Origin of the sequence: Paraburkholderia sp. BR13444 (genome assembly GCF_040948755.1) — a bacterium.
In the GTDB taxonomy this organism is placed as follows: Bacteria; Pseudomonadota; Gammaproteobacteria; order Burkholderiales; family Burkholderiaceae; genus Paraburkholderia; species Paraburkholderia youngii.
In genome coordinates this window covers 100,257-125,401 of the sequence record NZ_JBFPKM010000020.1, presented here as the reverse complement: position 1 = coordinate 125,401, position 25,145 = coordinate 100,257, and the positions used below count along the sequence as shown (strand labels likewise).

The following is a 25,145-nucleotide window of genomic DNA, read 5'->3' as shown; positions in this document are numbered from 1 at the left end:
GACGAAGACGAACCACGCGGAGCGCCGATGCTAAGAGCGATCTATCGCGCGCTCTGGTGGCTGATCGCGCCGCTTGCCGTGCTGCGTCTGTTGATCCGTTCGCGCAAGGAGCGCGGTTACCGCGAGCATATCGGCGAGCGCTTCGGTTATTCGCGTGGACGCTTGCCCGAAGACAACGCGCCGTTGATCTGGGTGCATGCGGTGTCGGTTGGCGAGACGCGCGCCGCCCAGCCGCTGATCGATGCGCTGATGAAGGCGCGCCCGGACGCTCGCATTCTGCTCACGCACATGACGCCGAGCGGCCGCACGACCGGCAGCGAAATTTTCGGCGACCGCGTGTTGCGCAGCTATCTACCGTACGACATGCCGCATGCGGTACGGCGCTTCTTGCGCGCGTGGCGGCCGTCGCTCGGTCTCGTGATGGAAACCGAGGTATGGCCGACCTTGATCGACGAATGCCGGCGCGCCGACGTGCCGCTCGTGCTGACCAATGCGCGGATGTCGGCGCGTTCGTTCAAGCGCGCGGCGAAGTTCGGCGGCGCGACGAAAGACGTGTTCGGCGGCTTCGCGCGCGTGCTCGCGCAGAGCCCGTCCGATGCCGAGCGGCTGACCTCGCTCGGCGCGCGCAACGTCGCGGTGCTCGGCAATCTCAAGTTCGACATGAGCACGCCGCCCGAACTCGCGGCGCGCGGCCACGCGTGGCGCGCGGCGATCGGCACGCGGCCCGTGTGGGTCGCGGCGAGCACGCGCGAGGGCGAAGAGGCGCTGGTGCTCGACGCGTTCGCGGCGCTCGGCGTCGACGATGCGCTGCTGATTCTGGTGCCGCGTCACCCGCAACGCTTCAATGAAGTCGCGTCGCTCGTCGAGAAGGCGGGGTTGCGGCTCGAACGCCGATCGAACTGGGCACCAGATGCGAAGGTCGCGTCGGCCGCGCGCATCGCCGACGATGGCGTGCCACCGCTGCCGCGCGACGTGAACGTGGTGCTCGGCGATTCGATGGGCGAGTTGGGCGCTTACTACGCGGCATCGGATCTGGCGTTCATCGGCGGCAGTCTGCTGCCGCTCGGCGGACAGAACCTGATCGAAGCGTGCGCGGTCGGCGTGCCGGTGCTGATCGGGCCACACGTTTTCAACTTCACGCAGGCCACCGCCGATGCGGTCGCGGCCGGCGCCGCCGTGCAGGTGCAGGACCCGGCCGATCTGGCGCGCGCGCTGCGCGAGCTGTTCGGCGACAAGTCGCGGCGGCTCGCGATGGGCGGTGCGGCTGCCGCGTTTGCGGCGAGGCATCGCGGGGCGACGGCGAGGACGGTCGATGTGTTAGCGGCGTTGTTGCCGGAGTGACCAAGGGTGCCGCGCGAGGTGGCCCCTGGTCTTGCGCTTCACGCGCCCACAAATAAGTTATTCTCCGCACATTGGGGTTCTGCAAGCACCGGCCCTGCCATCTGAACTGCTTTCTCAACACCTGCGATGACGCTTTTCACCGAACTCGGTTTTCAATGGGATCGCACTGCGGTTCCACAGGACATTCCGGTCCATTCGATCAAACGGGTGTGTTTCCGTTTTCATCGCATGCTGCCGGAATTCGTCTGGGATGCAAGTGTGCTCGAAGGGAACCCGTTTACGTTTCCCGAGGTTAAGACGCTTCTCGATGGCGTCACGGTTGGCGGACGGAAAATCTCCGACCAGGAACAGATCCTCAATCTCGCCGAGAGCTCGAAACGTCTGTTGGTGATCGTCCAAAACGGTCAGTTCGCACTCGACAAGGCGACTTTCTGCGACCTGCATCGCCTCGTCGCGCGTAACGAAGCGCTCGAATGGGGTGTTTTCCGCGGTGAGGGTGAAGAAATGCGCTATACGCCAGACGTCGCGTTGGGTGAGGCGGGGCGATATACGCCTTTGCCCACCGTGCCTGGTGCTCCAGAGCTCAACCGGGTTTTTGGCGCAGGTGTTCGCGCGCTCCGCGAAGAAGTTTCCAATCCATTCGAACGCGGCTGTGCGTTCTTCCTGTTCGGCGCGTTGCAGCAGTTTTTCTTCGACGGCAACAAGCGCACGTCGCGCTTCATGATGAACGGCGTGCTGATGGCGAACGGTATCGATGCGATCAGTGTGCCCGCTCAGCGCGCGGCCGACTTCAACGAGAAGATGGTGCGCTTCTATCTGTCGAAGGATGGCAGCGAAATGATGGCATTCCTGCACGAATGCCATCCTGGCGACTGACACGTCACTGGCTCACACCTTCAACAACCCCTTCTTTTCAATAAACTTCACCACCTCGTCGAGCCCTTCGAGCGCCTTCAGATTGCACATCACGAAGGGCCGCTCGCCGCGCATCTTCTTCGCGTCCGACGCCATCACGTCGAGGTTTGCGCCCACCAGCGGCGCGAGATCGGTCTTGTTGATCACGAGCAGATCCGACTTCGTGATGCCGGGTCCGCCCTTGCGCGGAATCTTCTCGCCACCCGCCACGTCGATCACGTAGATCGTCAGGTCCGACAGCTCCGGGCTGAAGGTTGCCGCGAGATTGTCGCCACCCGATTCAATGAACACGATGTCCGCGTCCGGAAAACGCGTGAGCATGCGCTCGACCGCTTCGAGGTTGATCGACGCGTCCTCGCGGATCGCCGTGTGCGGGCAGCCGCCCGTCTCGACACCCATGATGCGCTCGGCCGGCAGCGCGCCCGCGACGGTCAGCAGACGCTGATCCTCTTTCGTATAGATGTCGTTCGTGATCGCGACGAGGTCGTACTGGTCGCGCATCGCCTTGCACAGCATTTCGAGCAGCGTGGTCTTGCCCGAGCCGACCGGGCCGCCGACACCCACGCGCAGCGGCGGCAGTTTCTTCGTGCGGGTCTGGTTCGCGGTATGAGAGGCCGGATGATGAGGTGCGTTCATGATGGATCGTGGAAATCGTGTTACGAGCGGAAGAGCCGCGAATACTGCGACTCGTGGCGCGCCGACAGAATGCCGAGCTGCGGTGCGAATGTGTTGAGGCCATCACGCGAAATGGCGAGCGCACGCGCGACGGCTGCGTCGATTGGTTCGCGCAGCGCGACGATGATGCGCTGTCCCGCGAGCTGGCCGAGCGGCACCGCCTTCAACGCGGCGGCGGCCTGGTTCTCGACCCAGCTGAACGCGTAGGCGGCGAGCGCGGCATCGGTGGACGCAGCGTGCGCGTAGGCGGCGAATGCGAACGCGCTCGGCAGCGCGAGCGCCGCGAGCGACGCGAGCGTTTCGCGCCTCGCCGCATCGCCCCATTCGAGCGACACGCACAACTGCCGCAGCGACCAACCCATCTGCTCGGTTTCGCGGCGCAGTTCGGCGGACTCGCGGCTCGCGAGGAATTCGGCGTTGGCGTCGGCGAGTTCGACGGCGTCGTGCGTGCGCCAGCGTTCGATCTGCTGCGCGAGGAACGGCAACTCGCCGCGCGCGAGCACGTCAGTCAGCCCGCACTCGATCCACGTGCGCGCGGAGTCGGCGTCGGTGATGAGTTGCGCTTCGATCGCCGCTTCGAGACCCTGCGAATAGCTGAACGCGCCGATCGGCAGCGCCGGCGACGCGAGATGCAGCAGCGCGGTGAGTTCAGCGATGCGCATGGTGATGCGAGTGGTGCCCATGTCCGCACGATTCGTCGTGCACGTGGTCAGGGTCGTAGTCGTGCGAGTGCTCATGCCCATGATGCTCACCAAACACCTGCTGCGCAATCGCATAGTCCTCGGCGAACGTCTCGTCGTGCCCATGCTTGTGCCCGCCGCCATATGCACCGGCCTCAGGGTGGAACGGCAGCGACACCTGCTCGAGCGTCGCGCCGATGCGCTCGAGCATGTCGGCGAGCACTGGATCGTATTCGAGCTTCAGATAGTCGGTGCCCACTTCGACCGGCGTATGACGATTGCCGAGGTGATACGCGGCGCGCGTCAACGTCAACGCGTCCGAAGCGCGTACCACAAGCACGGCTTCGTCAGCCGCGACGACACGCACGAGCCCGCCATCATCGGCGACGAGCACGTCGCCATCGCGCAGCACGGTGCCGCGCGGCAACAGCAAGGCGATTTCCTCGCCGTTATCGAGCGTCGCGGCAAGACGGCTCTTGCGACGTTCATCGAACGCGAGCGTCAATGTCGGCGCTCGCTTGACGAGTACGGGCGCAATCTTCAGATGCGGCGCGAGAAGTTTGTTCAGTGTACGCATGGTCAGAACAGGAAATAGCGTTGCGCCATCGGCAGCACGGTGGCCGGATCGCAGGTCAGCAGCTGGCCGTCGGCGATCACCTGGTAGGTTTCCGGATCGACGCTGATGTTCGGGCGCCACGCGTTGTGAATCATGTCGGCCTTCGTCACGCTGCGGCAGTTCTTCACCGCGACGATGCGCTTTTCCAAACCATAGCGTTCGGCGACGTTCGCATCGGCGGCGAGTTGCGACACGAAGGTCAGCGACGTGCGACCCAGCGCGCCACCGCGCGTCGCGAACATCTCGCGATAATGCACCGGCTGCGGCGTCGGAATCGATGCATTCGGATCTCCCATCTGCGCCATCGCGATCATGCCGCCCTTCAGGATCAGCGACGGCTTGATGCCGAAAAACGCCGGCTCCCAGAACACCAGATCGGCCCACTTGCCAGGCTCGATCGAGCCGACCTCATGCGCGATGCCGTGCGTGATCGCCGGATTGATCGTGTACTTCGCGACGTAGCGCTTCGCGCGGAAATTGTCGCGACGCGCGTTGTCCTCGGGCAGCGCGCCGCGTTGCACCTTCATCTTGTGCGCGGTCTGCCACGTGCGGATGATCACTTCGCCGACGCGGCCCATCGCCTGCGAATCCGAAGATAGCATCGAAAGCGCGCCGAGATCGTGCAGGATGTCCTCGGCCGCGATCGTCTCGCGGCGAATCCGCGATTCGGCGAACGCGATGTCTTCCGCAATCGACGGATCGAGGTGATGGCACACCATCAGCATGTCGAGATGCTCGTCGAGCGTGTTGACCGTGTACGGCCGTGTCGGATTCGTCGACGACGGCAGCACGTTCGCTTCGCCGCACACCTTGATGATGTCCGGCGCGTGGCCGCCGCCCGCGCCTTCGGTGTGATAGGTGTGGATCGTGCGGCCCTTGAACGCTGCAACGGTCGTTTCGACGAAGCCCGCTTCGTTCAGCGTATCGGTGTGGATCGCGACCTGCGTGTCGGTATCGTCGGCGACGGAAAGACAGTTGTCGATCGCCGCGGGTGTCGTGCCCCAGTCCTCGTGCAGCTTCAGGCCGATCGCGCCAGCGGCGATCTGTTCGGTCAGGGGTGCCGGCTGGCTTACGTTGCCCTTGCCGAGAAAGCCGAGATTCATCGGGTAGCCGTCGGCCGCTTGCAGCATGCGTTCGAGATGCCACGGCCCGGGCGTGCAGGTCGTCGCATTCGTGCCGGTCGCGGGGCCGGTGCCGCCGCCGAGCATCGTCGTCACGCCGCTCGCGAGCGCTTCCTCGATCTGCTGCGGGCTGATGAAGTGGATGTGCGTATCGATGCCGCCCGCGGTCACGATCAGCCCTTCGCCCGCGATCACTTCGGTGGCCGCGCCAATCGCGATCGTCACGTTCGGCTGAATGTCGGGATTGCCGGCCTTGCCGATCGCCGCGATGCGGCCGTCCTTGATGCCGATGTCGGCCTTCACGATGCCCCAGTGATCGAGGATCACCGCGTTCGTCACGACGGTATCCACGACCTCGGCATGCACGCGCTGCGACTGGCCCATGCCGTCGCGAATCACCTTGCCGCCGCCGAACTTGACCTCTTCGCCGTAGGTCGTGAAGTCGCGCTCGATCTCGATCAGTAGTCCGGTGTCGGCGAGGCGCACGCGGTCGCCGGTGGTGGGGCCGAACATCTCCGCGTACGCGCGGCGGCCAATGCGTAGTGTCATGGTGTGGGTCCGGAGTGAGCTACAAGCGGGCTACAAGCAACGCATGGCGGAGCAGGGCGGTCGAAACGCCAGGGCGCGGGCAGCGCATCACAGCTTGCCCATTACCTTGCCGTTGAAGCCGTACACGACGCGCTCGCCCGCCAGCGCGACGAGTTCGACTGTGCGCTCCTGGCCGGGCTCGAAGCGCACCGCGGTACCCGCCGCGATATTCAGCCGAAAGCCGCGCGCCGCTTCGCGATCGAATGACAGCGCGTCGTTCACTTCGTAGAAGTGGTAATGCGAGCCGATCTGCACGGGACGGTCGCCGGTATTCGACACAACCAGCGTGAGCGTCGCGCGGCCCGCGTTCAGTTCGTGCTCGCCGTCGTCGATGAGGAGTTCGCCGGGAATCATGGGGCCTGCCTTGACGAAGAGGACTTCAGGGAATCGGGTGATGGACGGTGACGAGCTTGGTGCCGTCGGGGAACGTCGCTTCGACCTGGATGTCGGGGATCATTTCGGGTACCCCCTCCATCACGTCGGCGCGCGTGAGCAGCGTGGTGCCGTAGTGCATCACCTCGGCGACACTCTTGCCGTCGCGCGCGGCTTCCATCAGCGCGGCGGTGATGAAGGCGACCGCTTCCGGATAGTTCAGCTTGAGGCCGCGCGCACGGCGCCGTTCGGCGAGCAGCGCGGCGGTGAAGATCAGCAGCTTGTCCTTCTCGCGAGGTGTCAGCTTCATCGGGGTGTGGGTCTCGGCGTTGATTTGTCGTGGCGGCGTGGTCGTCGCGCCATCAGCCGGTCACGGTATCAAGCCCGGCTAACGGCGCGCTTACAGTCGTGCTTGCAGGATCACAGATCGGCAGGCAGCGGTGCGCCAAACCACTTCTTCGACATCGCACCGAGCGTGCCGTCCTGCTTTGCCTGCGCGATCGCGGCATCGACCTTCTGTTGCAGACGCGGCTCGTTTTTATTCATGCCGACGAAGCACGGCGAGTTCTTGATCACGAACTTCGGCTCCGGACGGCGCGGCGGATTCTTCGCGAGAATCGCGGCCGCGACGATGTTGCCGGCCGCGATCAGCTGCACCTGGCCGGACAGGAACGCGGCGATCGTCGCGTTGTTGTCCTCGAAGCGTTTGATCGTTGCGTTCGGAGCCATCTGCGTGAGACCGATTTCCTCAAGCGCGCCGCGCGTCGCGCCGACGGTCTTGCCTGTCAGATCGGCAGGACCGCTGACCTTGATATCGGCGGGACCGAACACGCCCTGGTAGTACGGCGCGTACGCGCTCGAGAAGTCGATCACTTTCTCGCGCTCAGGCGTTTTGCCAAGCGACGAGATCACGAGATCGACCTTGCCCGTTTGCAGATACGGAATGCGGTTCGCGCTGTTGACCGGCACCAGTTCGAGCTTCACGTTCATCGCTTTGGCGAGCAGCGCGGCCGTGTCGATGTCGTAGCCCTGCGGCTTCATGTCGGGACCGACCGAGCCGAACGGCGGATAGTCTTCGGGCACGGCGACCTTCAGTACGCCGGCCTTGGCGATGTTGTCGAGCGTGTCGGCGTGCGCGGCGCCCGCATGAAACGCGAGGTCGGCGACGATGGGCAGGGCGAGCAATGCGGCCAGCAAGGTGCGGCGCGCGGAGCGGGAGAGGGTGCGGGTCATCGGCGTGAGCGGTGGTGTGTCGTTGGAGTCGGGTCGTCGCTGGCGTCTTCGTGTCCGGCCGCGAAGTGGCGAATCCAATGCAAACTGTGTGCCATCGCGCTGGGCTGCGGCCTGGCGGCGCGTTACGCCAGCTAGCGCACATGGTTGGGGCGCGCGCGTGCGCCGCCTTGGTGCGCGAAGAGGGTGATGAAGGCGAAAGAAGGAAGCCGCGCGCTCAGGTCGACCAGATCCGCAACGGCACCGCCGCGACACCATGCACGACCGGCCGCAATTGCAGCCAGCAGCGCGTGAGCGCGTGCTGCAGCGTTTCCATCGAGCGTGACACCGCGCGCACGAGCAGTACGCCGCTGGTCACGCACGAGGCTGCCGCTCGCAACGTGTCGTCGAACGGCAGTTGCGCGGTGAGCGACTCGGCGAGCGCGTCGTCGCAAGCGGCGCCTACGGCCCACAGCGTGCCGTAGGCCGGAAAGCCGGCGAGACCCTGCGGCGCGTCGCGCAGCGGATCGTCGGCGCTGAGAGTCGCGCGTTCGAACCACAGGAGCTCGCCATTAGCGCCGACGATGCGCGACACCGCGCGCAAGCTACCCGCCGACCAGCGTTCGCCGGCCGCCTGGCGTCCGAGCTGCGTCGCGTCCCAGCCGATCGCGCTCGCGCCGGCGCCGAGCGTCAGCGAAAAATCGAGTTGCGCGTTCGCGTGATCGAACACGATGTTGTTCTGCGGCAGCCAGTCGAGCTTCGCCTGTTCGCCGACCCTGAGCGCGATGCACTGCCGCGCCGCGCGGCCATTCGACTTGTACCACTTGGTTGCGCCCGGCGTCGTCAGCACCGCATGTGTGTGCGCGGCGAGCGTGATGTCGATGTCGAGCTGATCGCCACCCGCGACGCCGCCGGGAGGATGCACGATCACCGCGTGACAGATCGCCGGGCCTTCCGGATAGAGCGGCCGTTGCACGCGCAGCGGCCCATCGTGAAGCCGGTGCGCGAGCGTCGTGCGAGCGTCGCCGCCGACGAAGCCGAGTTCGAGTCGCGCGCGCCACGAGGAGTGCGCGGCGAAGAGCGAGGCGTGATTTTCGTGGAGCGACATGCGGATGAAAGGGGGGAACCGGCGTGCGGCGAGGATAGCACGCGGTCGCGGCGCGAGAGCCGCGCGGCAGCGACTACGACGCAGTGCCTTCAGGCGAGGCCTCGGTCACCGACAGCACCTTGATGCCCTCCCACTGCGGATGCAGCAGCCGCAGCAGCGCGACGATAGCGCGCGGGGTGTTTTCCTGGACGGTCAACGAGTCGCTGCCTGTCTCGATTGCTTTCTTGCCATGTCGGCAGTACTGATACTCGACGTGAACCGTCACGGACATGCTTTTCTCCCTTCTTTAACGATGTTGTGTTGCTAACGCTGGTTTTACCGCGGCAGTGACTAGCCCACGCGGGTCGGCGCGGCGTGATCGTCCACGCCGCGTTCCGCGCGATTGATGAATCCGCAGTCGAGCAAGAGCTGACAGAAAGCTTCCGGCGAACACGACGGACCGGTCGTCTCAGCCATTCTCGCGAGGACGTCCTGGAACGACGCGAGCACGTGCCAGCTGTCGTAGTACGCGTGCAACTGGGGCGCGAGTTCGTTGCCGAGCTTCTCCCAGCGCACCGACAGCATGCCGACCGTACCGCCGCTGTGCACCTCGAATAAACCGAAGGTGACTGCCGACACGACGTTCATCACCCTGCAATAGGAGGCTGGGTTTCTGTAAAACTCGCGTCTGACCTGCTTGTTGTCGTCCATGGTGTCCACCTCGTCGAACCGTTGCGGCGCTGCCTAGCCTGTGTAACGGTTGCGCGGCGGATAACTTGAGTGGTGAGCTTCAGTCGCGTCAGACGGGGCCGACGGCGCGGGCCGCAAGCTTTCTAATGGCTGTTGCAGATTGAAAAAACGCTTACACGGCAATCAAACCCCGCACTCCATCGGCATCCATGTTCGCCCCTTCACCGCCCGCGATGATTTCGCCGCGACTCATCACCCAGTAACGATCGGCGATCGCTTTGGCGAAATCGTAGTACTGCTCGACGAGCAGCACCGTCATGCCCATGTCCTCGACGAGCTGCCGCAGCGTGCGGCCGATGTCCTGAATGATCGACGGCTGGATGCCCTCGGTCGGCTCGTCGAGGATCAGCAGTTGCGGCTCGCTCATCAGCGCGCGGCCGATCGCGAGCTGTTGCTGCTGACCGCCGGACAGATCGCCGCCGCGCCGGTTGCGCATGTCCTCCAGCACCGGGAACAGCTCGTAGATGCGATCGGGGATTTTCTTCGGCGACCTTCTGCTTGCGGCGCCCACCAGCAGGTTTTCCTCTACGGTCAAGCGCGGAAAAATATCGCGGCCCTGCGGCACGTAGGCGAGCCCCTGGGCGACGCGCGCATGCGTGGGTAGTTTCATCAGCGGTTCGCCGCGCCACGCGATCGCACCGCTTTTCGCGGGCACGACGCCCATCAGGCAGCGCAGCAGCGTGGTCTTGCCGACGCCGTTGCGCCCTAGCAGCACCGTCAGCTTGCGGTCGGGCACCGTGAGCTTCACGTCGCGCAGAATATGGCTGCCGCCGTAGTACTGGTTCAGTCGGTCTACTTCGAGCATGGTTCAGTCATCCTGTCGGGTTGACGATGCGGTACCGCCTCGAGCTGCAATCAGCGGCCGAGATAAGACTCGATCACGGTCTCATCGCGCTTCACTTCGTCGAGCGTGCCGTGCGCGAGCACGCGGCCTTCGGCCATCACCGTCACCTTGCCCGTGTCGCCCGCGAGCGCCGCGACGAACTCCATGTCGTGCTCGACGACCATCATCGAGCAGGTGCCGCGCAGGTGGTTGAGCAATTCGGCGAGCTGCATCGTTTCGTCGTCGGTCATACCGGCCGCGGGTTCGTCGAGCAGCAGCAGCGCTGGGCGTTGCATGAGCAGCATGCCGATTTCGAGGCGCTGCTTCTGGCCGTGCGATAGCTCGCCGGCGAGCCTGCGCGCTTCGCTTTCCAGCCCGATCAGCGCGAGCGTTTGCTCGATGCGCGCCTGAGCGTCTCGATCGAGCCGCGCGCGCAGCGACGCCCACCAGCCCTTGTCGGTTTTCATCGCGAGTTCGAGGTTTTCCCACACCGGATGCTGCTCGAACACGGTCGGCTTCTGGAACTTGCGGCCGATGCCGGCGCGCGCGATCGCCGGTTCGTTCATCCGCGTCAGATCGATCGACTGGCCGAGAAACACCTTGCCGTGATCGGGTGCGGTCTTGCCCGTGATCACGTCCATCATCGTCGTCTTGCCCGCGCCATTCGGACCGATGATGCAGCGCAGTTCGCCCGCGTCGATCGCGAGCGATAACGCGTTGAGTGCGCGAAAGCCGTCGAAGCTGACGGTCACGTCTTCGAGGTACAGGATCGTGCCGTGCGATACGTCGATCTCGCCGGGCACGACCGTGTGCCCCATGCTCGCGACGCCGCTCAGCGAGCGTTCCGGCGGTGCTTCGGGCAAATCCAGATCGGGAACCATCGGGTTTTCGTTCATCAGCGGTTCCTCAGCGGTTTCTTTTGCGCGTCAGCAGATCGGCGAGACCCATGATGCCGTTCGGCAGCAGCAGCGGCACCAGCACGAAGATCAGGCCGAGAAAGAACAGCCAGTATTCGGGGAAGTTCGCCGTAAAGAAGCTCTTCGCGCCGTTCACCGCGAACGCGCCGATGATCGGTCCGATCAGTGTGCCGCGTCCGCCGACCGCCACCCAGATCGCCATTTCGATCGAGTTGCCCGGCGACATCTCGCCCGGATTGATGATGCCGACCTGCGGCACGTACAACGCGCCCGCGATGCCGCACAGCACCGCCGACACGGTCCACACGAACAGCTTGTACGCGAGCGGGCTGTAGCCGAGAAACATCAGCCGCGTTTCGCCGTCGCGCACCGCGGTCACGACACGGCCGAGCTTCGAGGTGACGATCGCGCGCGCGCCGATGAACGCGGCGATCAGCACCGCGAACGTGATCAGCAGCAACACGGCGCGGGTGCCCTGATGCGTGATCGGAAAGCCGCCGATGCGCTTGAAGTCGGTAAAGCCGTTATTGCCGCCAAAGCCCGTTTCGTTGCGATAGAACAGCAGCATCGCGGCGAAGGTCATCGCCTGTGTGATGATCGACAGATACACGCCCTTCACGCGCGAACGGAACGTGAAGAAGCCGAACACCCACGCGACCACGGCCGGCACCAGCAGGACGAGCAGCAGCGCGTAGCCGAGATGCTGCGTGCCTTGCCAGTACCACGGCAACTGGTGCCAGTCGAGAAACACCATGAAGTCGGGCAGATCGCTGCCGTACTTGCCGTCGTGACCGATCGCGCGCATCAGGTACATACCGATCGCATAGCCGCCGAGCGCGAAGAACAACGCGTGGCCCAGACTCAGGATGCCGCAGTAGCCCCACACCAGATCGAGCGCCAGCGCGGCGATCGCATAGCACATGAACTTGCCGGTCAGCGTCATCGCGTACGCGGACAGATGCAAGGCGCTCGTCTGCGGAATCACCAGCGCGGCGAACGGCACGCCGAGGCCGACCACGATGATCAACGCGATCAGCGCGAGCCACGCGCGACGCGACAGCAACGCGGGCCGCGGTGGCAGGCCGAGCGCAAAGCCGGTGTTGAACTCGCGCGCGGCGCCGGCACCCGCGCGCGACGACGCCGCGGAAGAGGGGTTCGTCGATGAAGTAGCCGATGCCATCTCATGCCTCCGCGCTGCGGCCCTTCAAGGCGAACATGCCCTGCGGACGCTTCTGGATGAACAGCACGATCAGCACGAGTACCGCGATCTTCGCGAGCACCGCGCCCCAGAACGGTTCGATCGCCTTGCTGACGAGCCCGAGGCCGAAGCCGCCGAGCACGGTGCCCGCAAGCTGGCCGACACCGCCTAGCACGACCGCCATGAAGGAATCGATGATGTAGCTCTGGCCGAGGTCGGGCCCGACATTGCCGATCTGCGACAGCGCGCAGCCGCCGAGCCCCGCGATGCCCGCGCCGAATGCGAACGCATACGAATCGACGCGCGCGGTTTTTACGCCGACGCACGCGGCCATCCGGCGGTTCTGCGTGACCGCGCGCACGAACAGACCCAACCGAGTGCGCGTGAGCACGGCCCATGCGATCGCGACGACGATCAGCGAGAACGCGAGAATCGCGAGCCGGTTGTACGGCAGGATCAGGTTCGGCAGGACGGTGACGCCGCCGCTCATCCACGACGGATTGACGACCTGGACGTTCTGCGCGCCGAACAGCATGCGGGTCGCCTGAATCAGGATCAGGCTCACGCCGAAGGTGGTCAGCAGCGTTTCGAGCGGGCGGCCGTACAGATGCTTCAGTACGAGCCGCTCGAGCACGATGCCGACCAGCGCGGCCGCGACGAAGGCGGCCGGTATCGCGAAGAGCGGATACCAGTCGAACGCGTTGGGCGCGAAGCGCTGAACGAGGTTCTGCACGACGTAGGTCGCGTAGGCGCCGATCATCAGGAATTCGCCGTGAGCCATGTTGATCACGCCGATCAGGCCATACGTGATCGCCAGGCCGAGCGCGGCGAGCAGCAGCACGCTGCCGAGCGACAGCCCGGCGAACAGCGTGCCCGCGATCTGGCTGCGGCGCTGGATCGCGTCGAGCTCGTCGATGCCGCTTTGCGCGGCCGCGCGCACGCGTTCGTCGGTTTCGACAAACGTGCCGTCGGCTTTCTTCGCGACTAGCGGGCGCAGCAACTCGTTCATTTCGAGGTCGTGGCGCGCGGCGACCAGTTGCACGGCTTCGAGACGCTTCGAAGGGTCCGGGTCGTGCAATGCGCTCATCGCCCACAGCGTGTCGAGACGCTTCTTCAGCGCGGGATCGGTTTCTTTGGCGCGCGCGGCGTCCACCAGCGGTTTGATCGATGGATCGGGGTTTTTCAGCAGCGCATCGATGGCGGCTGCGCGTGTCGCCTGGTCGGGCGACGCGAGTTGCAGACCCGACAGCGCGCCCGCTACTTTCGAGCGCAGCAGGTTGTTCAGCGTGATGGGTTGCCCGTCGTTCGCGGCGACCGGTTGGCCGGTGACGGCATCGCGGGTGGCGTCGCCGTCCTGCAGCAGTACCGCGCCTGAGTCGGTGGCGAGCGCGCTGTCGTCGGCGAGGGCCTTCAGCACCGCGAGCGACGCGGTATCGTGCGTGGCGATCAGTTTGTCGATCGCGGCGGACTTCGCCTCGAAGTCGTCGCCGGCGAGCGGCGCGACGTCGGCCTGGGTCAGCGCGAATGCGGCGCCCGGCGCGGCGGCGAGAAGGACCGCGAGCCGCAGCAGGAGCGCCGCGCCGCGTCGTCGTACGGAAGTCGGAAATGAAAACGCCATGATGGCCTTTTGCACTGGATTGAATCGATGAGCCGCTCGGGCGCGCGAGGGTGCCGCCGCCGCTTCAGCGGGGCGTCGCCGCGCTGCGCTGCGCGTGCCGGTACGCAGGCCGCACGTCCCGGCACGCGGCTGCTGCGGCGAGACACGCGCGGTTCGCCGCGCGCCGCGATGCGACTCACGCCGACCCGTCACGCAACGCGCGAGCGCCGCAGGAACGCCGGAATCGAGCTGACCACATCCGGCTTGCCCGCATTGCCGGCGATGAACGGGCTCCACGGTTGCGCGCGGATCGGCCCCTTGGTACGCCACACGACGTTGAACTGGCCATCCGCGCGTACCTCGCCGATCATCACCGGCTTGTGCAGATGGTGGTTGCCGTCCATCTCCAGCGTGAAGCCCGACGGTGCCGCGAAGGTCTGCCCGACCATCGCGACGCGCACCTTGTCGACGTCGGTGCTCTTTGCTTTCTCGACCGCCTGCTTCCACATATGGATGCCGACGAAGGTCGCCTCCATCGGATCGTTGGTCACGCGCTTCGTGCCACCCGGCAGGTTGTTGTCCTTGACCCACGTGGCCCATTGCTTCTTGAACTTCTCGTTGGACGGGTTGCGCACCGACATGAAGTAGTTCCAGGCAGCGAGATTGCCGACGAGCGGCTTCGTGTCGATGCCGCGCAGTTCCTCTTCGCCGACCGAGAACGCGACGACCGGCACATCCGACGCCTTCAGCCCCTGGTTGCCGAGTTCCTTGTAGAACGGCACGTTCGAATCGCCGTTCACGGTCGAGATCACCGCGGTCTTGCCGCCTTGCGAGAAGGTCTTGATGTTCGCGACGATGGTCTGATAGTCGCTGTGACCGAACGGCGTATAAACCTCCTGAATGTCGGCTTCCTGCACGCCCTTCGATTTGAGGAACGCGCGCAGGATCTTGTTGGTCGTGCGCGGATACACATAGTCGGTGCCGAGCAGGAAGAAGCGCTTCGCGCCGCCGCCTTCGGCGCTCATCAGGTATTCGGTCGCGGGAATCGCCTGCTGGTTAGGAGCTGCGCCCGTATAGAACACGTTGCGCGACATTTCCTCGCCTTCGTACTGCACCGGATAGAACAGCAGGCCGTTCAGTTCCTCGAACACCGGCAGCACCGACTTGCGCGACACCGAGGTCCAGCAGCCGAACACGACCGCGCATTTGTCCTGCGTGAGAAGCTGGCGCGCCTTCTCGGCGAACAGCGGCCAGTTCGACGCCGGGTCGACGACCACCGGCTGGATCTGACGGCCCATCACACCGCCGTTCTTGTTGATGTCGGCGATCGTCATCAACGCGGTGTCTTTCAGCGACGTCTCGGAGATCGCCATCGTGCCGGACAGCGAATGCAGGATGCCCACCTTGATCGGACCGCTATCGGACTGCGCGTGCGCGAACGGCACGCGGCCCGCGAGCGCGAGCGCGCCGGACATGGAGCCGTACTTCAACAGACTGCGACGTTTCATGTGCTTTCCCCTTGTCATTGATGGTCACTGTTTATGAGCGCCGATTTCAGCCAGCCTGGCTGAGCTCGCACGGCTTGCCGCTCGTCTACTGCAAGGCACATGCCATGTGATGCGTTCGACGCAATGCGCGTGCGATGCCTGTGGTGGCGCGGTTATGGGCGCGGGGGTGGCGACTCGGTCCATCGATGGCACGGCGCGAAACTGGTGCAGTCGCGCGCGGCGCGCCTCGTTCGGGTGCGCGTCGCGCCGCGACGAAGCGTGCTTCGACGCCAGCGAAGCGTCGCTGGCGCAGGCGGGGCGTCGGCGGTGCATAGGTGCCTTGGGGACGCCGCGCTTTTGTGCATGGCGTGGGCGCTCCCTCACACCGGAGCACCAGTGAGACTGAATGCTGGTCAGGGAGACCGGACATGATCGAACGCGCCGCCGTCAGCCGACCCAAACCGTCAGTTCGAGAGCACGCCGAGGCTGCTCGCGAGCGCGAAAGGGGCGTACTACACGTCGCACGACGACCGCGCTGAAGATCGCGCTGGCCTGCAGATTGAACACGTTGGCATGTCCGCGGGATTCGAGGAACATTGCGACCTGCACGGTGCGCGGCTCGTGAGCCTGACTAGTCGCAGCTAATTTTCTTGACGACTCGACCCGGGCCATAAACAAGCTGGCATTCTTTATAGGAAGCGGGTAGTTGCCTTGTAAGCACGATGCCAGTGCCGTCATATCGACAGCCGAGCCAGACCGGGATACCGCTTGATCTAAAACGCCACCGGGCTATTCGGTCGTGGCCCGTCAAGGCTGTGTCGCTAGTAGGGACGATGCTTGCGTTCTTTCTAGGATCGTCATCGAAGAATGTTATCCCCTGCAAAAAGCGAGGTGACGTATCTAGCTGGGGAGTCCATTCTTGGGATATCTGTTGACTCAATGACTCATTGACTGAAATTGATGGCAAGCACGTCAATTCCGTTGCGCAAGCCTGATTCGCGAGAGCGGCGCCAAGTGACGCGATTACCGCTACCGCAAAGAGATTAGATTTCACCATTCGATCACCGAGAAAGCATTCGCATCGTTGCTCAAGCCACCGGAATGCGGGTGCCAATATATAGTTCGCCGGCGTACCTGATTCTGACTGTTCCACTGATTCATGACCTGAATACCACTAGCGTCCTGTTCGAGATAGATAGCAGCATGTTTGCCCGTGCTTCCGTGTTGCGGATACCGGCCGCTCACAAACGTGTCTCGTCGTGTCTTGAAAGCCTCGAAGGCTACGCGCGAAACTCCACCGTACCTATGGGCATATTCCGAAAAGATATGGCTGAAGAACGCGTCAGCAAAAACAAAGACCCCACAAGCCAAAACCTTGGCTTGCGGGGTCTTTGCCAGCATTTCCGACGCAGCACAAAAGAAAAACGGCGCAAGGACCATCAGCCCTTGCGCCGTTTCAACGCGCTATCTTCGCGCCGAACCTCAATAAGTCGGAACCGACGGATCGACCTGACGCGACCACGCATCGATCCCACCTTGCAGATTGAACACATTGGTGTGTCCGCGCGATTCGAGGAACATCGCGACCTGCGCACTGCGCGCGCCGTGATGGCAAATGCAGACGATCTGCGCGTCGTCATCGAGTTCTTCGCTGCGCGCAGGAATCTCGCGCATCGGAATCGACACGACGCCGGCCATCGACGCGGTTTGCAGTTCCCACGGCTCGCGCACGTCGAGCAGCACGGGTGCAGGACGCGAGGTATCGGCGAGCCATTCGGCGAGTGCGGGAGCGGTCAGGTTTTGCATCAGCGAGACATCCAGTTCGTGGGACGGTGGGCTTGCTCGCCGCCCGTCCAGATCAACAATACAACTCGAAGCGCAGCGAAAACCGCCGCTTAGAATCTGAACCGCGCCGGCTGCACTGCATTGGCGAGCGGCTCGACATAGGTTTCGAACACGTCGGAGATGCGGTATTGCTTCTCGTCGATGCGCGTGATGATTTGCGCCTTCATCACCGGCGCGCTGCCGACGAACGCCGCGAGACGGCCGCCGACCTTCAGCTGTTCGAGGATTTCCTGCGGCAGCACCGGCAGACCGCCCGACACGCAGATCACGTCATACGGCGCCGCGCCGCTCCAGCCGCGCGAAGCGTCGCCGGTCACGACTTCGACGTTCAGCACGCCGTTGGCGATCAGGTTGCTCTTCGCAAGCTCGGCCAGTTCCGGTTCGATGTCGACGCTCAGCACGTGTTGGGCGCGATGCGCGAGCAGCGCCGCCATGTAACCCGAACCCGCGCCGATTTCGAGCACGCTTTCGTGCTTCTTCACCGCCAGCTCCTGCAGCACGCGCGCCTCGACGCGCGGCGCCAGCATGTGCTGGCCGGCCGGCAGCGGCACTTCGAAGTCGGCGAAAGCGAGGTCGCGGTAAGCGGTGGGGACGAATTTCTCACGTTTGACGATCGACAGCAGATTCAGCACGTCCTGGTCGAGCACTTCCCAGGGGCGGATCTGCTGTTCGATCATGTTGAAACGCGCTTGCTCGATGTTCATGGTGGATTCGGCGGTTTTGGTTTGGCGAGCGGGCGACGATTGCCGCTGACTTTTGTCCTGACCCGGCCACGGCGGATTGCCGGCGGCCGCAGCCTCCGAAAGGCGTTCGCTTGGCAAGCCGCGTCAGGAGAACTGCGGGATTGTACCAAATGGCGGACTTGCGCCGGACGCTCGCGGGCAAGTGCCAGGCCGGCCCGCCCCCGTGTTAATCCCTAGCGATCCGGGCTTGCGATTCGCATCGCCATCGCCACAAAATGTAATCGATTACATTTTCGCTGCGAGGTCGTGTGTCCCGAACGCCGTCCCGATCGTCGCCGGCCGTGTCGTCCGGCGCGAGCAGTCAACCGCTACGTCAGACGCCGAGGCACTCGCCGCGCACGGCCGATGAGCCGTCGATCGCCGGCGTGGCCGAGCAGGCGGGCGTGTCGGTCGCGACGGTGTCGCGCGTGCTGAACGGCCACGACAATGTGCGGCCCGCCACGCGCGACAAGGTGCTCGCCGCGATCGACGCGAGCGGCTACCGCGTCAACGAACTCGCGCGCAATCTGCGCACAGCCGAAAGCCGCCTGCTGCTGACGATGGTGCCGGACTTCGGCAATCCGTTTTACGCGGAGATCGTGCGCGGCATCGACAGCGTCGCGCGTCAGCACGGCTACTTCATGCTGCTATGTGACACCGGCGCGGACCCGGGCCGCGAGCGCAGCTACTTCGACATGCTGCGGCGTCGCCGCGCGGACGGCGCGATCTGCCTCGATCCGGCGACGATCCAGCAGGCGCTCGGCGAGGCGTCGCAGGCGCTGCCGTGGGTCGCGTGCTGCGAGTTCGATCCGGAGATGGGCGTGCCGTACGTCGGCATCGACAACTATCGCGCGGCCGGCGACGCGGTGCGCCATCTGCTCGCGCGCGGTCACCGGCGCATCGGCCTGATCAATTCCGACGTCGACTATCTGTATGCGCGCCAGCGTCAGCAAGGCTACCTCGACGCGTTGAGGGACGCGGGCATCGCGCCCGATCCGCGCTGGCGCATGAATCTGAACAGCCTCGATTACGAGGCGGGCGCGTCCGCCGCAGCCGGGTTGATGCAGCGGTCCGATGCGCCGAGCGCGATTTTCGCGGTGTCGGACACGCTCGCGATCGGCGTGATCCACGGCTTGCGCAGCGTCGGCAAGCGCGTGCCCGACGACGTCGCGGTGGCCGGCTTCGACGACATCTCGCTCGCCGCGCAGATCGATCCGCCGCTCACGACGATCGCGCAGCCGATGCGCGAGCTCGGCGAGACCGCCGCGCGTTTGCTGCTGCAGCGTCTCGCGAATCCGCAGGCCAACGTGCCGGGCGTGCTGCTGCCGCATCGTCTGGTGATTCGTGGGAGCGCGTGAACCATGAGCCTTGCGATCCGCTTCGACGACATCCGCAAGGACTTCGGCCCGGTGCGCGTGCTGCACGGCGTGAGCTTCGAGCTGGCGCCCGGCCGCATCTACGGTCTGCTCGGCGAGAACGGCGCGGGCAAATCGACGCTGATGAAAATCCTCGCCGGTTATGAAGCGGCAACCTCGGGCAGCGTGCTGGTCGATGGCCACGCGCAGCGCTTCGCCGGTTCGCGCGACGCCGAGGCGCAGGGCATCGTGCTGATCCACCAGGAGTTCAACCTCGCCGAGCATCTGACGATCGCGCAGAACATGTACCTCGGCCACGAGAAGCGCCGCGGCTGGTTCGTCGACGATGCCGCGATGCGCAGCGACGCCGCGCGCTATCTCGCGCAGGTCGGGCTCGAGCGCGCGCCGGACACGAAAGTGCGCGAGCTGATCGTCGCGGAAAAGCAGATGGTCGAGATCGCGAAGGCGCTGTCGCGCCGCGCGCGTCTGTTGATCATGGACGAGCCGACCGCGACGCTGACGCCCGCCGAAACCGAGCGGCTCTTTGCGCTGATGCTGAAGCTGAAGGCCGATGGCGTGACGATCGTCTACATCTCGCACAAGCTCGATGAAGTGGAGCGCATCACCGACGAGGTGATCGTGATGCGCGACGGCCGCTTCGTCGCGCGCGGTCAAACCTCGGGGCTCGCGCGTCAGCAGATGGCGAACCTGATGGTCGGACGCGACGTGTCCGACATGTTCCCCGACAAGCAGACGGTGCCCGCCGACACGCCGGTCGCATTGCGTGTGAACGGCCTGACAGTGCCCGACTGGGTCGAGGATCTGAGCTTCGACGTGCGCGCGGGCGAAGTGCTCGGCTTCGCCGGTCTCGTCGGCGCGGGCCGCACCGAGGCGTTCGAGGCAATCATCGGCTTGCGCAAACGCAGCGGCGGCACGATCGAAATCGCCGGCCGGGCAGTCGATCTGAAGAACCCGCGCGACGCGATGCGCCACGGTCTCACGTATCTGAGCGAGGACCGCAAGGGCAAAGGCCTTCATGTCAACATGAGCCTGCAGGACAACGTCACGCTGATGACGCTCGAACGCTACGCGCATCCGCTGCTCGATCTGAAAGCGGGGCGCGCGGCGTTGCAGAAGGCGGTCGGCGAATTCGGCATACGCACCGGCGACCTGTCGAGCCGCGCGCGCATGCTGTCGGGCGGCAACCAGCAGAAGCTCGCGCTCGCGAAGTTCCTGCAGCCCGACCCGAACGTGATCGTGCTCGACGAACCGACGCGCGGCGTCGACGTCGGCGCGAAACGCGACATCTACTTCCTGATTCATCGTCTCGCCGCGCAGGGCCGCGCGGTGATCGTCATTTCATCCGAACTGATCGAGCTGATCGGCTTGTGCCATCGCGTCGCCGTGATGCGCGCGGGACACCTGCAAGCGACGCTGACGCTCGAGCATCTGACCGAAGAGGAGTTGATCGCTCATGCGACCGGCACCCACTGAAGCCGTGCAATCACGGCGCGCGCTGCGCGTCGCGCAGCGGCTCTACACGCTCGGGCCGCTCGCCGGGCTGATCGTGCTGTGCATCGTCGGCACGCTGCTCAACCGCGACTTCGCGACGCTCGACAACCTGATGAACGTGCTCACGCGCACGTCGTTCATCGGCATCATCGCGGTCGGCATGACCTTCGTGATCATCTCGGGCGGCATCGATTTGTCGGTCGGCTCGATGGCCGCGTTGATCGCCGGCATCATGATCTGGCTGATGAACGGGCTCGCGGCCGGTGCTACCGGTCATGCGTTGCCGCCGTTGCTGATCGTGACGATCGGCATCGTCGCGGCGTTCGTGCTCGGCGCGCTGTTCGGCTGCGCGCATGGGCTGCTGATCACCAAAGGGCGCATCGAGCCGTTCATCGTCACACTCGGCACGCTGGGGATTTTCCGCGCGGTGCTGACATGGCTCGCCGATGGTGGCGCGCTGACGCTCAACGATTCTCTCTCGAATCTGTATGGTCCCGTCTATTACGCGAGCCTGTTCGGTGTACCGGTGCCGATCTGGGTGTTCCTCGTGGTCGCGGCGGGCGGCGCGCTGATCCTCAATCGCACCGCGTTCGGCCGGCACGTGCAGGCGATCGGTTCGAACGAGCAGGTCGCGCGTTACGCGGCGATTCGCGTCGATACGGTCAAGATCGTCACGTACGTGCTGCTCGGGATCTGCATAGGCGTGGCTACCGTGCTTTACGTGCCGCGCCTCGGCTCCGCCACGCCGACCACCGGCCTGTTGTGGGAGCTCGAAGCGATCGCGTCGGTGGTGGTCGGCGGCACCGCGCTCAAGGGCGGCGAGGGACGTGTGATCGGCACCGTGATCGGCGCGATCCTGCTGTCGGTGATCGCGAACATCCTGAACCTGACCAGCATCATCAGCGTGTATCTGAACGCGGCGGTGCAGGGCGTGGTGATTATTTTCGTCGCGTTCGTGCAGCGCGGGCGGCGGTAGACGTGCGTTTCAAGCAGGTGTAGCAAGGCAGGCGCGGTAAACCAACGGCAGGTCCGAAAAATCGGGGCGAGCGAACGCCTCTTGATTGGAGACACACACCATGAAGCAAGTCATTCGAGCGATCGGCGCCGGCGTGCTGGCGTTGGGGATACTGGGCACGAGCGGCGCGGCGCGCGCCGACGACAAGGTCACGCTGGGCGTCGCGATTCCGACGGCCGATCACGGCTTTACCGGCGGCATCGTCTGGTGGGCGAACAAGGCGAAGGAGGATCTCGAGAAGGCGCATCCCGACCTGAAAGTGATCGTGAAAACGGCGGCCAACGCGCCCGAGCAGGCGAACCAGTTGCAGGATCTGGTGACCGTCAACAAGATCAACGCGCTCGTGATCTTCCCGTACGAATCGGCGACGCTGACACAGCCGGTCGAGCAGGTGAAGCGCAAAGGCGTGTACGTGACGGTGGTCGATCGCGGTCTGACGAACACCAGTGCGCAGGATGCCTACGTGGCCGGCGACAACACCGCGTTCGGCAAGATTCCGGCCGAGTACCTGGCGAAGGCGCTCGACGGCAAGGGCAACGTCGTCGCGCTGCGCGGCATTCCGACCACGCTCGACAACGAACGCTGGACCGCCTTCACCGGCGTGCTGAAGAACTACCCGGACATCAAGATTCTCGACGCGAAGTACGCGAACTGGAATCGCGACGACGCGTTCAAGGTGATGCAAGACTACTTGACGCGCTTCAAGCACATCGACGCCGTGTGGGCCGCCGACGACGACATGGCGGTCGGCGTGCTGAAGGCGATCGATCAGGCCAAGCGCAACGACATCAAGATCGTGTTCGGCGGCGCGGGCTCGAAGGGCATGGTGAAAAACGTGATGGACGGCGCGCCGATGATCAAGGCCGACGTGTCGTACTCGCCGAAATTCATCTACGACGCGATCAAGCTGACGGCCGAAGCTCGGCTGAAGGGCGACAAGCTGCCGCCCACGACGATCATTCCGTCGGTGCTGATCACGAAGGAAAACGCCCAGCAGTTCTATTTCCCCGACTCGCCGTTCTGAGCGGCGCTCCGAGCATCGTCTAACGCGCGCGGGTGCGGCTCGCGCGCAACGTTCGAGGAACCGTAAAGATGAAAACCATCAAAGGGCCGGCGATTTTTCTCGCGCAGTTCATGGGCGACGACGTGCCGTTCGATAACCTCGCGCATCTCGCCGAATGGGCCGCGGGTCTCGGCTTCAAGGGCATCCAGGTGCCGTGCGACCCGCGCCTGATCGATCTCGAGAAAGCGGCCGCGAGCGACGCGTACTGCGACGAACTGCGCGAGACGGTCGACAACGCGGGCGTCGCGATCACCGAACTATCGACGCATCTGCAGGGCCAACTGGTCGCCGTGCATCCGGCATACGACACGCTGTTCGACGGCTTCGCCGCGCCGCACGTGCGCGGCAAGCCGGCGGCGCGCACCGAGTGGGCGATCGCGCAGATGAAGCTCGCGGCGCAGGCGTCGCGTCGATTGGGCCTGAGCACGCATGTGTCGTTTTCGGGGGCGCTCGCGTGGCCGTATATCTATCCTTGGCCGCAGCGGCCGGCCGGTCTCGTCGAAACTGCGTTCGACGAACTCGCGCGCCGCTGGACGCCGATTCTCGATGCGTTCGACGCGGCCGGCGTCGACGTCTGCTACGAACTGCATCCGGGCGAAGACCTGCACGACGGCGTGACGTTCGAGCGCTTTCTCGCGGCGGTCAAACAGCATTCGCGCGCGAACATCCTGTACGACCCGAGCCATTTCGTGCTGCAGCAGCTCGACTATCTCGCGTTCATCGATATCTATCACGAGCGCATCAAGGCGTTTCATGTGAAGGACGCGGAGTTCCGTCCCACCGGCAAGCAGGGCGTGTACGGCGGGTATAGCGGCTGGGTCGAACGCGCGGGGCGCTTTCGTTCGCTCGGCGATGGGCAGATCGACTTCGGCGCGATCTTCTCGAAGATGGCGCAGTTCGATTTTCCGGGCTGGGCCGTGCTCGAATGGGAATGCGCGTTGAAGCATCCGCACGACGGCGCGCGCGAAGGCGCGGAGTTCATTCGTCGGCACATCATCCGCGTGGCCGAGCGCGCATTCGATGACTTCGCGGGCAGCGGTGTCGATATCGCGCAGTTGAAGAGCGTGCTGGGCATCTGACATGGGAGCGCAAACGATGCAGCGAAGAAGGCTTAGGCTGGGCATGGTCGGCGGCGGGCAGGGCGCGTTCATCGGCGCGGTGCACCGGATCGCCGCGCGGCTCGACGATCGCTTCGAACTGGTGGCGGGCGCTTTGTCGTCCGATCCTGAGCGCGCGCGGGCGAGCGCCGTCGAAGCGGGCATCGCGCGAAGCTACGCGGACTGGCGCGAGATGGCGCGCGCCGAGGCCGCGCGCGACGACGGCATCGACGCGGTCGCGATCGTCACGCCGAATCATCTGCACGCGCCGGTCGCGACGGCATTTCTCGAAGCGGGCATCCACGTGATCTGCGACAAGCCGCTCGCGGTTTCGCTCGCCGAAGGCGAAGCGCTCGCGAAGCTCGCGCAGTCATCAAAGCGGCTGTTTGCGGTGACGCATACCTATTCGGGCTACCCGCTGGTGCGGCATGCGCGCGAACTGGTCGAACGGGGCGAGCTGGGTGAGATACGCGTCGTGCAGGTCGAGTATGCGCAGGACTGGCTCGCCGAGCCGCTCGAAACGGGCGGCGCCAACAAGCAGGCGGGCTGGCGTACCGATCCGGCCTTGGCGGGGCCGGCCGGGTGCCTCGGCGATATCGGCACGCACGCGTATCAGCTGGCCGCTTTCGTGACGGGGATGATGCCGCGCGCGCTGTCGGCCGAGCTGCACACGTTCGTGCCGGGGCGTCGTATCGACGATCACGTGCAGGCGATGCTGCGTTATGCGAACGGCGCGCGCGGCATGTTGTGGGCGAGCCAGGTGGCGAGCGGCGCGGAGAACGCGCTGCGCTTGCGCGTGTATGGCACGAAGGCGGGGCTCGCGTTCGATCAGGAGGAGCCGAACGCGTTGTGGTTCACGCCGCTAGGCGGCGCCGCCGAGCGATTGACACGCGCGCGTGTGAAAAGTGCGGTTGCTGCGCATGCGACGCGCGTGCCGGCCGGGCATCCGGAAGGCTATCTGGAAGCGTTCGCGCAGTTGTACAAAGATGCGGCGTTGCAGATCGATGCACTGAACGAAGGCCGCGCACCGCCGGCGGAAAGCCTGTTGTTGACGACGGTCGATGATGGCGTCGACGGATTGCGGTTTATCGAGGCGGTGCTGGAAAGCAGTGCGGCGGACGGACGGTGGGTGGAGATCGAAGGGGCGTAAAGCATCGCAA

28 protein-coding genes are annotated in these 25,145 nt (G+C 64.9%); 8 read left to right on the top strand and 20 right to left on the bottom strand.

The window, feature by feature from the left end; genetic code table 11:
- Window positions 1–27 precede the first annotated feature (27 nt).
- Both waaA and AB3X95_RS34785 read left to right on the top strand, forming a co-directional pair.
- Window positions 28–1,341: a lipid IV(A) 3-deoxy-D-manno-octulosonic acid transferase gene (gene waaA / locus AB3X95_RS34790; protein ID WP_368623646.1), complete on the top strand. Its 1,314-nt coding sequence runs from the start codon at window positions 28–30 to the stop codon at window positions 1,339–1,341.
- A gap of 126 nt (window positions 1,342–1,467) precedes the next feature.
- A complete protein-coding gene (locus AB3X95_RS34785; protein WP_368623645.1) occupies window positions 1,468–2,217 on the top strand; it encodes a Fic family protein in 750 nt (249 codons plus the stop codon).
- Between the two features lie 12 nt (window positions 2,218–2,229).
- Here the strand turns inward: AB3X95_RS34785 and ureG are convergent, their stop codons facing one another.
- From ureG to AB3X95_RS34685, 20 genes are all read right to left on the bottom strand, one after another.
- Window positions 2,230–2,892 carry an urease accessory protein UreG gene (gene ureG / locus AB3X95_RS34780; RefSeq protein ID WP_176121112.1) on the bottom strand — a complete coding sequence of 221 codons (663 nt, stop codon included), beginning with the start codon at window positions 2,890–2,892 and terminating at the stop codon, window positions 2,230–2,232.
- A gap of 20 nt (window positions 2,893–2,912) precedes the next feature.
- Complete coding sequence (locus tag AB3X95_RS34775) at window positions 2,913–3,593, bottom strand: urease accessory protein UreF (RefSeq protein ID WP_368623652.1); 681 nt, start codon at window positions 3,591–3,593, stop codon at window positions 2,913–2,915.
- The gene (gene ureE / locus AB3X95_RS34770) at window positions 3,580–4,188 is read right to left on the bottom strand and encodes an urease accessory protein UreE (RefSeq protein WP_368623644.1); all 609 of its coding nucleotides are present in this window, start codon (window positions 4,186–4,188) and stop codon (window positions 3,580–3,582) included. The genes AB3X95_RS34775 and ureE overlap by 14 nt, the downstream gene beginning before the upstream one ends.
- A 2-nt stretch (window positions 4,189–4,190) precedes the next feature.
- A complete protein-coding gene (gene ureC, locus AB3X95_RS34765) occupies window positions 4,191–5,897 on the bottom strand; it encodes an urease subunit alpha (protein WP_368623643.1) in 1,707 nt (568 codons plus the stop codon).
- Between the two features lie 87 nt (window positions 5,898–5,984).
- Window positions 5,985–6,290: an urease subunit beta gene (locus AB3X95_RS34760; RefSeq protein WP_176366975.1), complete on the bottom strand. Its 306-nt coding sequence runs from the start codon at window positions 6,288–6,290 to the stop codon at window positions 5,985–5,987.
- Between the two features lie 25 nt (window positions 6,291–6,315).
- Complete coding sequence (gene ureA, locus AB3X95_RS34755) at window positions 6,316–6,618, bottom strand: urease subunit gamma (RefSeq protein WP_008923043.1); 303 nt, start codon at window positions 6,616–6,618, stop codon at window positions 6,316–6,318.
- 110 nt (window positions 6,619–6,728) lie between these two features.
- Window positions 6,729–7,541, bottom strand: a complete 813-nt coding sequence (locus tag AB3X95_RS34750; RefSeq protein ID WP_176121116.1) for a transporter substrate-binding domain-containing protein — start codon at window positions 7,539–7,541, stop codon at window positions 6,729–6,731.
- Window positions 7,542–7,755: 214 nt separating this feature from the next.
- The gene (locus tag AB3X95_RS34745) at window positions 7,756–8,625 is read right to left on the bottom strand and encodes an urease accessory protein UreD (protein ID WP_368623642.1); all 870 of its coding nucleotides are present in this window, start codon (window positions 8,623–8,625) and stop codon (window positions 7,756–7,758) included.
- A 73-nt stretch (window positions 8,626–8,698) separates the two neighbouring features.
- Window positions 8,699–8,896 (bottom strand): hypothetical protein, encoded by a 198-nt coding sequence (locus AB3X95_RS34740; RefSeq protein ID WP_176109348.1) that lies wholly within the window; start codon window positions 8,894–8,896, stop codon window positions 8,699–8,701.
- Between the two features lie 59 nt (window positions 8,897–8,955).
- Window positions 8,956–9,315, bottom strand: coding sequence for a hypothetical protein (locus tag AB3X95_RS34735; RefSeq protein ID WP_176366977.1), 360 nt, complete (start codon window positions 9,313–9,315; stop codon window positions 8,956–8,958).
- 151 nt (window positions 9,316–9,466) lie between these two features.
- A complete protein-coding gene (urtE, locus tag AB3X95_RS34730) occupies window positions 9,467–10,159 on the bottom strand; it encodes an urea ABC transporter ATP-binding subunit UrtE (protein WP_176366978.1) in 693 nt (230 codons plus the stop codon).
- 50 nt (window positions 10,160–10,209) lie between these two features.
- Entirely contained in the window at window positions 10,210–11,073 is an 864-nt protein-coding gene (urtD, locus tag AB3X95_RS34725; protein ID WP_368623641.1) for an urea ABC transporter ATP-binding protein UrtD, read from the bottom strand.
- A 10-nt stretch (window positions 11,074–11,083) separates the two neighbouring features.
- Complete coding sequence (gene urtC, locus AB3X95_RS34720; protein WP_368623640.1) at window positions 11,084–12,274, bottom strand: urea ABC transporter permease subunit UrtC; 1,191 nt, start codon at window positions 12,272–12,274, stop codon at window positions 11,084–11,086.
- A 1-nt stretch (window position 12,275) separates the two neighbouring features.
- A complete protein-coding gene (urtB, locus tag AB3X95_RS34715; RefSeq protein WP_368623639.1) occupies window positions 12,276–13,910 on the bottom strand; it encodes an urea ABC transporter permease subunit UrtB in 1,635 nt (544 codons plus the stop codon).
- 188 nt (window positions 13,911–14,098) lie between these two features.
- Window positions 14,099–15,397 carry an urea ABC transporter substrate-binding protein gene (gene urtA, locus AB3X95_RS34710; RefSeq protein WP_176109344.1) on the bottom strand — a complete coding sequence of 433 codons (1,299 nt, stop codon included), beginning with the start codon at window positions 15,395–15,397 and terminating at the stop codon, window positions 14,099–14,101.
- Window positions 15,398–15,823: 426 nt separating this feature from the next.
- Window positions 15,824–15,973, bottom strand: coding sequence for a hypothetical protein (locus AB3X95_RS34705; RefSeq protein ID WP_368623638.1), 150 nt, complete (start codon window positions 15,971–15,973; stop codon window positions 15,824–15,826).
- Between the two features lie 34 nt (window positions 15,974–16,007).
- A complete protein-coding gene (locus AB3X95_RS34700; protein ID WP_368623637.1) occupies window positions 16,008–16,433 on the bottom strand; it encodes an STY0301 family protein in 426 nt (141 codons plus the stop codon).
- The gene (locus tag AB3X95_RS34695; protein ID WP_368623636.1) at window positions 16,427–16,816 is read right to left on the bottom strand and encodes a BPSL0067 family protein; all 390 of its coding nucleotides are present in this window, start codon (window positions 16,814–16,816) and stop codon (window positions 16,427–16,429) included. The genes AB3X95_RS34700 and AB3X95_RS34695 overlap by 7 nt, the downstream gene beginning before the upstream one ends.
- Before the next feature lie 42 nt (window positions 16,817–16,858).
- Window positions 16,859–17,182, bottom strand: a complete 324-nt coding sequence (locus AB3X95_RS34690; protein ID WP_018431735.1) for a rhodanese-like domain-containing protein — start codon at window positions 17,180–17,182, stop codon at window positions 16,859–16,861.
- A gap of 89 nt (window positions 17,183–17,271) precedes the next feature.
- The gene (locus tag AB3X95_RS34685; protein WP_184227818.1) at window positions 17,272–17,925 is read right to left on the bottom strand and encodes a protein-L-isoaspartate O-methyltransferase; all 654 of its coding nucleotides are present in this window, start codon (window positions 17,923–17,925) and stop codon (window positions 17,272–17,274) included.
- A 287-nt stretch (window positions 17,926–18,212) separates the two neighbouring features.
- On the opposite strand from AB3X95_RS34685, the gene AB3X95_RS34680 reads away from it, so the two are divergent.
- The 6 genes from AB3X95_RS34680 to AB3X95_RS34655 all read left to right on the top strand — a co-directional run bounded on the left by AB3X95_RS34680 (window position 18,213) and on the right by AB3X95_RS34655 (window position 25,135).
- The gene (locus AB3X95_RS34680) at window positions 18,213–19,301 is read left to right on the top strand and encodes a LacI family DNA-binding transcriptional regulator (protein ID WP_368623635.1); all 1,089 of its coding nucleotides are present in this window, start codon (window positions 18,213–18,215) and stop codon (window positions 19,299–19,301) included.
- 3 nt (window positions 19,302–19,304) lie between these two features.
- On the top strand, window positions 19,305–20,792 hold the full coding sequence (locus AB3X95_RS34675) for a sugar ABC transporter ATP-binding protein (protein ID WP_368623634.1): 1,488 nt from the start codon (window positions 19,305–19,307) through the stop codon (window positions 20,790–20,792).
- The gene (locus AB3X95_RS34670) at window positions 20,773–21,786 is read left to right on the top strand and encodes an ABC transporter permease (protein ID WP_368623633.1); all 1,014 of its coding nucleotides are present in this window, start codon (window positions 20,773–20,775) and stop codon (window positions 21,784–21,786) included. The genes AB3X95_RS34675 and AB3X95_RS34670 overlap by 20 nt, the downstream gene beginning before the upstream one ends.
- Before the next feature lie 100 nt (window positions 21,787–21,886).
- A complete protein-coding gene (locus tag AB3X95_RS34665; RefSeq protein WP_176121125.1) occupies window positions 21,887–22,849 on the top strand; it encodes a substrate-binding domain-containing protein in 963 nt (320 codons plus the stop codon).
- 68 nt (window positions 22,850–22,917) lie between these two features.
- Window positions 22,918–23,967, top strand: a complete 1,050-nt coding sequence (locus AB3X95_RS34660; RefSeq protein WP_176121126.1) for a sugar phosphate isomerase/epimerase — start codon at window positions 22,918–22,920, stop codon at window positions 23,965–23,967.
- Window positions 23,968–23,983: 16 nt separating this feature from the next.
- Entirely contained in the window at window positions 23,984–25,135 is a 1,152-nt protein-coding gene (locus AB3X95_RS34655; protein WP_176121127.1) for a Gfo/Idh/MocA family protein, read from the top strand.
- Window positions 25,136–25,145 lie beyond the last annotated feature (10 nt).